The 11,876-nt window shown below is 65.1% G+C and carries 9 protein-coding genes; 5 read left to right on the top strand and 4 right to left on the bottom strand.

What is annotated here, in order from left to right:
• The first annotated feature begins 69 nt into the window (after positions 1-69).
• Genes pstC through phoB form a run of 5 tightly spaced genes read left to right on the top strand, consistent with a single transcriptional unit; the run spans position 70 to position 4,887 of the window.
• On the top strand, positions 70-1,455 hold the full coding sequence (gene pstC / locus AC3A5N_RS06820; protein WP_487736554.1) for a phosphate ABC transporter permease subunit PstC: 1,386 nt from the start codon (positions 70-72) through the stop codon (positions 1,453-1,455).
• Positions 1,448-2,698 (top strand): phosphate ABC transporter permease PstA, encoded by a 1,251-nt coding sequence (gene pstA, locus AC3A5N_RS06815; protein WP_487736553.1) that lies wholly within the window; start codon positions 1,448-1,450, stop codon positions 2,696-2,698. Before pstC ends, pstA begins: the two co-directional genes overlap by 8 nt.
• 38 nt (positions 2,699-2,736) lie before the next feature.
• Positions 2,737-3,483, top strand: coding sequence for a phosphate ABC transporter ATP-binding protein PstB (pstB, locus tag AC3A5N_RS06810; protein WP_487736818.1), 747 nt, complete (start codon positions 2,737-2,739; stop codon positions 3,481-3,483).
• Positions 3,483-4,151 (top strand): phosphate signaling complex protein PhoU, encoded by a 669-nt coding sequence (gene phoU / locus AC3A5N_RS06805; RefSeq protein WP_487736552.1) that lies wholly within the window; start codon positions 3,483-3,485, stop codon positions 4,149-4,151. The genes pstB and phoU overlap by 1 nt, the downstream gene beginning before the upstream one ends.
• A 46-nt stretch (positions 4,152-4,197) precedes the next feature.
• Positions 4,198-4,887, top strand: coding sequence for a phosphate regulon transcriptional regulator PhoB (gene phoB, locus AC3A5N_RS06800; protein WP_119512325.1), 690 nt, complete (start codon positions 4,198-4,200; stop codon positions 4,885-4,887).
• A 10-nt stretch (positions 4,888-4,897) separates the two neighbouring features.
• Here phoB and AC3A5N_RS06795 read toward each other — a convergent pair whose 3' ends face one another.
• From AC3A5N_RS06795 to AC3A5N_RS06780, 4 genes are all read right to left on the bottom strand, one after another.
• Entirely contained in the window at positions 4,898-5,632 is a 735-nt protein-coding gene (locus AC3A5N_RS06795) for an extensin-like domain-containing protein (RefSeq protein ID WP_487736551.1), read from the bottom strand.
• Positions 5,629-9,069, bottom strand: coding sequence for an error-prone DNA polymerase (locus tag AC3A5N_RS06790; protein WP_487736550.1), 3,441 nt, complete (start codon positions 9,067-9,069; stop codon positions 5,629-5,631). The genes AC3A5N_RS06795 and AC3A5N_RS06790 overlap by 4 nt, the downstream gene beginning before the upstream one ends.
• A 114-nt stretch (positions 9,070-9,183) precedes the next feature.
• A complete protein-coding gene (locus tag AC3A5N_RS06785; RefSeq protein WP_487736549.1) occupies positions 9,184-10,626 on the bottom strand; it encodes a UdgX family uracil-DNA binding protein in 1,443 nt (480 codons plus the stop codon).
• On the bottom strand, positions 10,623-11,867 hold the full coding sequence (locus AC3A5N_RS06780) for a putative DNA modification/repair radical SAM protein (protein ID WP_487736548.1): 1,245 nt from the start codon (positions 11,865-11,867) through the stop codon (positions 10,623-10,625). The genes AC3A5N_RS06785 and AC3A5N_RS06780 overlap by 4 nt, the downstream gene beginning before the upstream one ends.
• Positions 11,868-11,876 lie beyond the last annotated feature (9 nt).

The raw sequence follows: 11,876 nt of genomic DNA, 5'->3' as shown, positions 1-11,876 counted from the left end.
TCCATGGCAAGCTCGTGGCCCGCGCGCTTGCGTCCGTTCGAAACCCTCTCGAGCTAGGTCGCAACAGGCGTGTCTCTCACCATTCTTCTTCTTCTGGCGCTGGGACTGGGGCTGGCCGGATGGCTTGCCGCACGGTCGCGCGCATGGGCCTTCCGCCGGGCCAGCGGCGCGAGCGCGATGGCGGCCCTCCCCAGCTATCACGGATGGTACGTGGCGCTGTGGATCGTGGTTCCGATGGTCCTCTTCATCGCCTTGTGGAGCATCGTCGGCCCGCACCTCGTCAGCCAGCACGTGCTCGCCTCCCCGGCAGCGGCCGATCTTCCCGCGTTCGGTTTCCAGCGCGAATCGATGCTCGCCGAAGCCCGAGCGGTGGCGATGGGAACGGCGCCGGCCGTGTTCAACGACCAGGCGCGTGCGCTGGTCGAACCCTACCGGGAGGCGATCGGGCGCTACCAGTTCATCGGCATCACCGTAACGCTCGTGCTCGGCTTCCTGGGCGGCGTCTGGGCCTTCCTGCGCATCAAGCCCGACTTCACCGCCCGCACCCGCGTGGAACGGACGATCATGGTCGTCCTGCTGCTCGCCTCGCTCGTCGCGATCCTCACGACGCTTGGGATCTTCGCCAGCCTGGTGTTCGAGACGATCCGGTTCTTCGGAATGGTCAATCCGATCGATTTCCTGTTCGGGACGCACTGGGGTCCGGACCCGATGTCGAGCGCGGCCAATCCCGATTCGAGCCGCTACGGTGCGATCCCGCTGTTCTGGGGCACGATCTACATCGGCGCGATCATCGCCATGATCGTCGCCATCCCACTCGGGCTGATGAGCGCGATTTATCTGACCCAGTATGCCAGGCCGAGCGTGCGCGCATGGGTCAAGCCGGCGCTGGAGATCCTCGCCGGTGTTCCGACCGTCGTCTACGGCTATTTCGCGGCGCTGACCGTCGCTCCCGCGATCCGCGACCTGGCGCTCGCCGCCGGCATGTCCAATCCGTCGAGCGAGAGCGCACTCGCGGCCGGCCTGGTGATGGGTGTGATGATCATTCCGTTCGTGTCCTCGATGGCCGACGATTCGATTGCTGCCGTTCCGCAGGCGATGCGCGACGGCAGCCTCGCGATGGGCGCGACGACTTCGGAAACCATCCGGCGCGTGCTCGTGCCCGCGGCCCTGCCCGGCATCGTCGCCGGCATCATGCTCGCCATCAGCCGCGCGATCGGAGAGACGATGATCGTCGTCATGGCCGCATCGACCGCCGCCAATCTCAGCGGCAATCCGCTGGAGGCGATGACAACCGTGACCGTACAGATCGTCGCCATGCTGACCGGCGAAGGCAGCTTCGACCATCCGGCGACGCTGAGCGCCTTTGCGCTCGGCTTCGTGCTGTTCCTGGTCACGCTTGGCCTCAACTTCATCGCCCTGCGCGTCGTGAAGAGGTTCCGTGAAGCCTATGAGTGAGCGCATTCCCCCGACACGCACCCCCGTCTTCGAGGACCGGCTCAAGAAGCGCTATGCTTCCGAGCGCCGCTTCAAGCTGGCAGGCATCGCTGCGATCATGTTCTCGATCGCGGTGCTGGCGTTCTTGCTGGTAACGATGACGCTGAACGGCGTCGGCGGCTTCCAGCGCGCCGAGCTGACGGTGCCGATCGATTTTACCCAGGCCGGCATAGCAGGCGATCCGGCCGTGCTGTCGCAGCCCGGCGGCATGCAGAGCCTCGAGGCGCAGGACCTGCCTTCAGTGGTGGAATTCTTCGCCGAGCAGGAGCTTGGCCCGCAAGGTGCCGCACAACTCGGCAGCGGTGCCTGGCGCGAGGTCGGCCAGGCGATCATCGACGATCCTTCGCTGCTGAACACCACAGCGACCTTCGATCTCCCGGCGAGCCCCAATCTGGCCGCCGCGCTCAACGGCGAGGGTTCCGACGAGACGCAGGCTCTCGCCGCCCGGCTCGTGGAGCAAGGCAAGCTCGGAACGGCGTTCGACGTGGGCTTCCTGAGCCGCGCCGATGCCACCGATCCGCAGCAGGTCGGCATCTGGGGCGCTCTCAAGGGCTCGATCCTGACGATGATCGTCACGCTCGCGCTGGCATTCCCGATCGGCGTTCTCGCCGCGCTCTATCTTGAAGAATACGCGCCCAAGAACCGCTGGACCGACCTGATCGAGGTTTCGATCAACAATCTGGCTGCCGTGCCCTCGATCATCTTCGGTCTGCTGGGTCTCGCGGTGTTCCTGTGGATTTTCCCGAGCATGCGGTCGGCGCCGCTGATCGGGGGCATGACGCTGGCGTTGATGACGATGCCGGTTATCGTGATTTCGGGGCGCAACGCGATCAAGGCGGTGCCGCCGTCGATCCGCGACGGTGCGCTCGCGATCGGCGCATCGCCGGTGCAGGTGGTGTTCCACCACGTGCTCCCCCTCGCCCTTCCCGGCATTCTCACCGGCACGATCATCGGCATGGCCCGTGCGCTGGGCGAAACCGCGCCGCTGCTGATGATCGGCATGCGCGCCTTCGTCGCCTCGCCGCCCGACGGATTTACTTCACCCGCGACTGTCCTGCCGGTTCAGATCTTCCTATGGTCGGACGAGATCGACCGGGGATTCGTCGAGCGGACCTCGGCTGCGATCATCGTGCTCCTGCTGTTCCTCCTCGTGATGAACGGCCTCGCAATCTACCTGCGCAACAAATTCGAGAAAAAGTGGTGACCGTAATCCATCCCAACCTGGACGACACCGAAGCGAAGATGAGCGCGCGGGACGTTTCCGTGTTCTACGGCGACAAGATGGCGATCGACCACGTTTCGATCGACATCCCGACCAAGTACGTCACCGCCTTCATCGGCCCATCGGGCTGCGGAAAATCGACCTTCCTGCGCACGCTCAACCGCATGAACGACACGATCCCCTCGGCCCGAGTGGAAGGCGAGATCGTGCTCGACGGCGAGGACATCTACCGCTCGAAGATGGATGTCGTGCAGCTTCGCGCACGCGTGGGCATGGTGTTCCAGAAGCCGAACCCCTTTCCGAAGACGATCTATGAGAACATCGCCTACGGTCCGCGCATCCACGGCCTGGCCGAGGGCAAGCAGGAACTCGACGCGATCGTCGAAACCTCGCTCCAGCGCGCAGGCCTGTGGAACGAGGTGAAGGACCGCCTCGAGGATAGCGGCACCGCGCTCTCGGGCGGCCAGCAGCAGCGCCTGTGCATCGCGCGCGCGATCGCGGTCGATCCCGAGGTGATCCTGATGGACGAGCCGTGCTCCGCGCTCGACCCGATCGCGACCGCCAAGATCGAGGAACTGATCGACGAGCTCAACGGGCGCTACGCGATCGTCATCGTCACCCATTCGATGCAGCAGGCCGCACGCGTCAGCCAGCGCACGGCGTTCTTCCACCTCGGAAAGATGGTGGAATACGGCCGGACTTCTGACATATTCACCAATCCGCTCGAGGAGCGGACGAAGGATTATATTACGGGCAGGTACGGCTGATGACCGAGCATACAGTCAAGGCGTTCGACGAGGACATCACCCGGCTTCGCGGCCTTATCGCGGAGATGGGCGGCCTCGCCGAAGTGGCCGTGCAGAACGCCATGGATGCTCTGGTGAAGGGCGACGATGCTCTGGCTCAGCAGATCATCAAGGGCGACAAGAAGATCGACGCTCTCGAATCCGAAGTCGACAAGCTCGCCGTGCGCGTGATCGCGCTGCGCGCGCCGATGGCGGACGACTTGCGCGAGGTGATCGCGGCGCTGAAGATCGCCGGCGTGGTCGAGCGGATCGGCGACTATTCGAAGGCGATCGCCAAGGCGAGCCGCGAGATCGCCGACCGCCGGCATTTCGAGCCGCTGACTTTGCTGCCCGCGATGGGCGAGCTCGCGGCCGAGATGGTTCACGACGTGCTCACCGCCTACGGGGCGCGCGATCCGGTGTTAGCACGCGAGGTGATCGCCGCCGACCGCAAGGTCGATAATTTCTACAATTCTATTTTCCGCAATCTGGTCAGCCACATGGTCGAGAATCCTTCGACCATTTCGACCGCAGCCCAGCTTCTCTTCGTCGCCCGCAATATCGAGCGGATCGGCGACCACGCGACCAACGTGGCGGAAATGGTCCACTACGCGGCAACCGGCACTTATCCGGCCGATGACGATTCATGACACGCGTGTCGTCAAAGTGAAATAATCGCGGTGTCTTGAATTCGTCATGACCACCGCAACGCTCCTTCTCGTCGAAGACGACCCCGCCCTTTCGGAACTGCTCGAATATCGGTTCGCCAACGAGGGCTACCGCGTTCGCGCCACGGCCGACGGTGACGAAGCCCTTGTGCTCGCCGCCGAGGAAGTGCCCGACCTCGTCATTCTGGACTGGATGATCGAGGGGACCAGCGGCATCGAGGTCTGCCGCCGTCTGCGCCGCGACAAGGCGACCGCCCACGTTCCGATCATCATGCTCACCGCGCGCGAGGCGGAGGACGACCGCATCCGCGGCCTCGAAACTGGTGCCGACGACTACGTGACCAAGCCCTTCTCGCCCCGCGAGCTGCTGGCGCGTGTCGCCGCCGTCCTGCGCCGGATCCGGCCGGCCCTCGCCGGCGAGACGATTGAGGTCGGCGACATCAAGCTCGACCCGGTCGCGCACAAGGTCGCGCGCCGCGGGCAGACCCTGCAGATGGGCCCGACCGAATACCGGCTGCTCAAGTTCTTCATGGAAAGCCCGGGCCGCGTATTCAGCCGCAACCAGCTTCTCGACGGTGTGTGGGGCACCGGCAGCGATATCGAGCTGCGCACGGTCGACGTTCATATCCGCCGCCTGCGCAAGGCGATCGAGTTGACCGGGGCGCCCGATCCGATCCGCACAGTGCGCTCGGCCGGGTACGCCTTCGAAGCGGTCTGAGCGAGCGCAGCTAGCGGCAGACGCCGATGTAGCGACCGGACTGGTCGAAGTGAAAATGGTCGGCGTGCGCCGCGTTGTATTCGGGCGAGAGCACGGTCGCGAACAGCGGACAGGCACCGTCGCGCACCTCGCGCAGGAACGCCGCCTCCTCATCCTCGCCGGTCCAGTCGCCAAACACCGCGATCCGCTGCCCATCGGCGAGTACGAAGGCGGCGATATCGATCGCATTGCCGGTGGCATGCTCGCTCCAGCGTCCCTCCGCCCGGCCATAGAGGCGGCGGCAGCTGAAGGCGCCGAAATGCTCGATTCGCGCCACTTCGGCGCCGAAGCGCTCGGTCGCGGCCGGCTGCACGACGTCATGCAGCCATAGTTCGAGGCCGATGCCCACCGGGCAGGTCGTCGGCGGCACGTCGGGCGAGAGCGGCAGCGCGGCGAGCACGGTGCGGTCCTCGCGCCTGCAAGCTCCCTCCCCTTGCGGCTCGAGCGCGCGGAATTCGACGCCGCTGCGCTCGAGCACGGCGCGGCACTCGACTGGATCGTCCTTGAGCGCGAGCAGCTTGCTCTGTGTCGCCCAGCCCGGCGGATCGTTGAGGTCGAGCGGCGCCCAGGGATTGTGCTGCGGATGATCGGCCAGCCACCCGCGCGCGGCGAGCAGCAGGCCGGCGACGATCAGCAGCCAGACCACACGCCTGTCGCCGCGAAAGTGCCCGATGCGGCGGGAGATGCGCCAGCGCCCGCGGCTCAATGGAAATCCCGCGACTTGGGAATGATCCGCACGTTGCGCGGGTGCCTGTGGCGGTAATCCTCCTCGGTCGGCGCGCCCGGCGTGTCGTCCGACAGCTTGCGAAGCTGGTGGGTCGCATCGACCAGGTCGCTGGCGATGACATGGATCACCTCGCCGTCGTATTCCACTCTTCCGCGCACTTCCATCAAACGCGCACCCATCACGACGGTTCTCTGTCTTTCCATCAGATCGGGCCAGACGACGAGATTGACCACCCCCGTCTCGTCCTCCAGCGTGATGAAGCACACGCCCTTGGCCGAACCCGGCCGCTGGCGGATCAGCACGACTCCCGCGACATTGACGATCGAGCGGTACTTGCGCGTGCGCAGATCGCAGGCGCGCACGAAGCCGCGCGCACTGAGCTCGGCGCGGAGGAAAGACAGGGGATGCGCCTTCAGGCTGAGCCGCGTCGTCTGGTAATCGGTGACCACTTCCTCGCCCAGCGGCATCTTTGGCAGGCGGGTGGTGCCTTTCTCCACCCCCTCGTCGCGCGCCTTCGCGAAGTGGAACAGCGGCAGATCGGGCGCCGCCACCAGACTGCGCGCATCCCACAGCGCCTGCCGCCGCGACAGCTCGAGCGAGCCGAAGCAGTCGGCACTCGCGAGCCGCTCGATATGACCTACCGGCACTTTCGCCCGGTCGCGCAGATCCGCGACATCGCGATAGGGGCCGTTCCTGGCCCGCTCGTCGACGAGCCCGGCAGCAACATGCTCGGGCAGGCCATCGACTTGCCGCAGCCCCAGGCGGAGCGCGACGTATCCATCCAGGCGATCGTTATCAAAGGGCTGATCCGCGCAGCTCTCCAGCGTGCAATCCCATTCCGACGCATTGACGTCGATCGGCAACACGGTGACGCCGTGCGCCTGCGCATCGCGCACGATCTGCGCGGGGGCATAGAACCCCATCGGCTGCGAGTTGAGCAGGCCGCAGGCGAAGACCGCGGGATAGTGGCACTTGAGCCAGCTCGAGACGTAGACCAGATGCGCGAAGCTCGCCGCATGGCTTTCGGGGAAGCCGTACTCGCCGAACCCCTTGATCTGGTTGAAGCAGCGTTCGGCGAATTCGGGGTCGTAGCCGCGCTCGATCATCCTGCCGACCATCCGCTCTTCCAGTTCATCGACGGTTCCGCGGTTGCGGAACGTGGCCATGGCCTTGCGCAACTGGTTCGCTTCGGCCGGGGTAAACTCGGCCGCGTCGATCGCGATCTTCATCGCCTGCTCCTGGAAGATCGGCACGCCGAGCGTTCGCCCCAGAATCGATGAGAGTTCGTCCGGTGGACCATGCTCTGGCGCAGGCCCCGGAAGTTCGAAGGCCTTCTTGCCCTCGCGCCGTTCCTTCCGCCGCTTCAGATAGGGATGGACCATATCGCCCTGGATCGGCCCGGGCCGCACGATCGCCACCTGAACGACGAGATCGTAGAGACAGCGCGGGCGCAACCGGGGCAGCATGTTCATCTGCGCGCGGCTCTCCACCTGGAAGACGCCGATGGAATCGCCTCGGCACAGCATGTCATAGACAGCCTCTTTATCGGGCGGCACCGTGGTAAGCGTCAGCGAGTTTCCACAATGCTTTTCAACCAGATCGAAGCACTTCCTGATACAGGTCAGCATGCCGAGCGCGAGCACATCGACCTTGAGGATGCCGAGGTCGTCGATGTCGTCCTTGTCCCATTCGATGAAAGTGCGATCGGCCATGGCCCCGTTGCCGATCGGCACAGTCTCGATCAACGGACCCTGGGTCAGGATGAACCCACCGACGTGCTGGCTGAGATGCCGCGGCATTCCGATCATCTGCTCGGTCAACTTCAGAACTCGTCTCAAGTGCGGGTCGGAAAGGTCGAGCCCGGTCTCGCGCATGACATGGTTCTCGTCGATCTTGCGCCCGTGTCCGCCCCAGACGGTGCGCGCCAAGGCCGATGTCACATCTTCGGAAAGCCCCATCGCCTTGCCGACTTCGCGGATCGCCATGCGCGGGCGGTAATGGATCACCGTGGCGCACAGACCCGCGCGATCGCGGCCGTACTGTTTGTATATGTGCTGGATCACCTCCTCGCGCCGCTCATGCTCGAAATCGACATCGATGTCGGGCGGTTCGTTGCGTTCGTCCGAAATGAAACGCTCGAAAAGCAACTGATGCTTGGCAGGATCGACCGCAGTGATCCCGAGGCAATAGCAGACCGCCGAATTGGCCGCCGATCCGCGCCCCTGGCACAAGATCGGCGGCTCCCGCGTTCGCGCGTAATCGACGATATCCTTGATGGTCAGGAAGTAGCGGGCGAGCTTGAGCTTTGCGATCAGCGCCAGCTCGTGATCGAGCGCTTTCTTCACACTGTCGGGAACGCCCTTTGGGTAATACCCCTGCGCCCCCTCCCAAGTCGACTTTTCAAGGTATTGCTGCGGCGTCATGCCGTCGGGATAGATCTCCTCCGGATACTCGTACTGCAGTTCCTTCAGATCGAAGTCGCAGGCATCCGCCACCTCGCGCGCCGCTGCGATGGCGTGGGGCCAGCGCGCGAACAGCTTGACCATCTCGCCGGGCGACTTGAGGTGCCGCTCGGCATTGCCGAACAGCAGGTGCCCGGCCTCGACCACCGTCGTCTTGTGACGGATTGCCGTCATGACATCCTGCAGAGGCCGCCGGTCGGGAGCATGGTAATGCACGTCGTTGGTAGCGAGCAGCGCAAGCCCGTTCGCCCTTGCCAGCGCGTCGAGCCGGTCGATCCGCGCAATGTCGTCGCCGCTATAGAGGTAAGATGCCGCCAGATGGCGCAAGGTCGGGAGTTGGCTCACAAGATGCGGCAGAATATCGGTGAAACCTCCTGATATTTCGCGCAGAGATGTTGAGATGTCCTCGGCCACCCGTGAGTCCGGGCCCGGGAACGGGATGACGTTGTTCGGCACCGCGATCGTGACTTGTTTCGCCAGATCGTCCGGCGGCAGCAGGATCAACTGCACCCCCTCCGCATGGTCGGCCAGCATGCGAAGCGAGATATCGCACACGCCCTTGTCCTGCCACTTGCCGTCGAGTGTGTTCATCCGTCCGGCCGAAATCAGCCGACAGAGCCGGCCATAGGCTGCGCGGTCCACCGGATAGGCGAGGAAGGAAAGGCCCTCTACCGTTTCTATCCTGCAGCCGATAACCGGCCGTATTTTCGCTTCTTTTGCATTCGAGTGAATGCGCACGACGCCAGCCATCGTATTCGCGTCGGCAATCCCGATCGCGTCGTAGCCGAGTTCGCGCGCGGCCTTCACCAGATCGGGAGCATCCGAGGCCCCCCGCAAAAAGCTGAAATTGGAAACCAGCCCCAGTTCGACGAACGGCGCGCGCGGGGGCGCATCGATCAGATCGGGATCGATCTCGATCCGGCGCTTGCCGGGTGTGATCGGGGCATCGGGCATGTTTGCACCACTTCCGTCACCCCTGCGAAAGCAGGGGCCCATCCGCACTCACCGCAAAAGGAAGGGCCGAAAGGCAGCTCTCTTTCGCCAGAGTGACGGAGTAAATTTCATGGCTCATGTGCCAACCAGCTCCGCCAACCGCTCCTTCACCGCGGCAAGATCGGCTTCGAACAGGCGAGACTGCTTCTCCTTCGCCTCGCCATCGAGGCGCAGGAGGTAGGAAGGATGCGCCGTGACCCACAGTTCGCTGTCGTCCTCGAGCGGAATGGGTTCGCCGCGCGTTTTCGAAATGCTCACCGTCTTGCCGAGTATGCCGCGCGCGGCGCTGGCGCCCGTGGCGAGGATCAGCTTGGGCTGGATGATCGCGCGCTCGCTTTCCAGCCACCAGCGGCAGATGTCGATTTCCTTCGCGGTCGGCGACTGGTGCAGCCGCCGCTTGCCGCGCTGGACGAACTTGAAATGCTTGACCGCGTTGGTGAGGTAAGCCTCCTTGCGCTCAACTCCCGCCTTCTCGAGATACCGATCGAGCAACTGCCCCGCGGGCCCGACGAAGGGCCGGCCGGCCAAGTCCTCCTGATCGCCCGGCTGTTCGCCGACGATCATCAGCGCCGCGTCCTTCGGCCCCTCCCCCATCACCGCATCGTTCTCGAGGCAGCCGATCGGGCATCTGCGGCATCGGTGGATCGCCTTGTCGACTGCCTTGAGCGTCTCGGGCCGATCTTCAGTCTCCGGCGCGCCTTCCGCGACCATCTGCAATTCCCGCTTCTGCGCCCCGGCGACAAGCTCGGGAATGAGCGCCGCCTCGGGCATGTTCTTCCAGTACTTGCGGGGCATCTCCTTGAGCATCGCCCCGACCTTCAAACGCGCGGGATTGAAAATCGATGCGTAATAGGTGCGCCAGAGATCCTCCATCGGATCGCCGGTGGGTGCGTCGGCGCGCTGCGCGGGCGGCCCTTCCTCCAGCGTCTCGCCGTCCCAGTGAAGGCTGCCACGCGGCGTGAGGATCGACCATTTCATGTTGGCGAAGCGGCGCACGAAGAACCCTGCGTTCGCGCGCAGGATGTGGTGCTCCGGCTCGAACCAGGCGACGTAGTGCTCGCCGCTCTCCTCTTCGTCGGATTCGACGCGGCGGAAGCGGACAAAAGCATGCATCTTGTGGCTGTCGCGGCGCACGGTCTTGTCCAGTTCCTCGATGCGCCGGACGTCGAGGTCGGCCTTGTCCTCCATGATCCGCGGATCGGCCTGAAGCCGCCGGAGCACGCGATAGAGCAGCGCGAAACGCTCCGCATCGGTGTGGAGCACAGCCTGGCGCGCGAGTTCCACGAAGCGGCGGCTCGCACGCACGGGCGGCGCATCCGGCTCCGGCACGGGTAGACGCGGATCTCCCTGCGCGAAGAGGTCCCCTGCTCCGCCCGGCGCAGTCCAGACGATCCGGTCGGGCGGCACATCGCACTGGATCAGCGCCCGTGCCCGCTTGCGCCAGGCGTCGAAGTCGTCCGGCTCGGGCAGATGCACGAGGTAACAGGTGTCGAATTCGAGGTGCTGGAGCGCGCTCATGCCGCGAACAGCTCCAATTGTTCCTGTTTCGGCGTCAGCAGCGCGCGCAAGTCGGCGCGGTCGGTGAGCGTGGTCGGGCGCCAGTCCACCGTGCACAGGAACGGGCGGACCTTGGCGATCGACCGGGTCAGCCGCGCAACGTCGTCGAGGCGCAGCGCGCGGTGGCGGCGCGCGGCGAGAATGCGGTCGACCGCGCCGACGCCGAGCCCGGGCACGCGCAGCAGGTCCTCGCGCGCCGCGCAATTGACGTCGAGCGGGAAGCGGTCGCGGAACTTGAGCGCCCAGGCGAGCTTGGGATCGATGTCGAGCGGCAGCATCCCGTCCGCTCCGACCGCCTGCATCACCTCGGCGGGCTTGTAGCCGTAGAAGCGCATCAGCCAGTCGGACTGATAGAGCCGGTGCTCGCGGATCAGCGGCGGGCGCTTCAGCGGCAGCACCGCCGAAGCGTCGGGGATCGGACTGAAGGCCGAGTAATAGACGCGGCGCAGTCCGAAGCTGCCGTAGAGCCGGCTCGCCTTGCCCACGATATCCGCATCGGTCGCCGCGTCCGCACCGACGATCATCTGCGTCGACTGGCCGGCGGGCGCGAAACGCGGCGCGTGGCGGAACTTCCTCTTCGCATCACTCGCCTCGGCAATGTCGTCCTTCGTCCTCCCCATCGCGCCTTCGATCTGGCGCGCATTCTTGTCGGGCGCGAGTCGGGTGAGGCCGCTGTCGGTCGGCAGTTCGACGTTGATCGAGACGCGGTCGGCATAGAGCCCGGCCTGATGGACCAGTTCGGGATCCGCCTCCGGGATCGTCTTGAGGTGGATATAGCCGCGGAAGTCGTGCTCCTCCCGCAGGATGCGCGCGGCTTCGATCAACTGCTCCATCGTGCGGTTGGAGCTCTTCACGATGCCGGAGGAGAGGAACAGCCCTTCGATGTAGTTGCGGCGGTAGAAGCTGAGCGTGAGATCCGCGACTTCCTGCGGCGTGAAGCGCGCGCGGCGGACGTTCGAGCTCTTGCGATTGATGCAGTAGTGGCAGTCGAACACGCAGTGGTTGGTCAGCAGGATCTTCAGCAGCGAGATGCAGCGGCCGTCAGGAGCATAGGCGTGGCAGATGCCCATGCCTTCGGTCGAGCCGATGCCCTTGCCGCCGAGGCTGTTCCTGCTGGACGTGCCCGAAGAGGCGCACGAAGCGTCGTACTTCGCGGCATCGGCGAGAATCCCGAGCCTTTCGAGAATGGACTGCGACTCCATTCGTTCACT

The organism is Pelagerythrobacter sp. Soil_C_18 (assembly GCF_057657235.1).
Note: the sequence above shows the minus strand (reverse complement) of the source record. Positions and strands in the feature narration are given on the sequence as shown.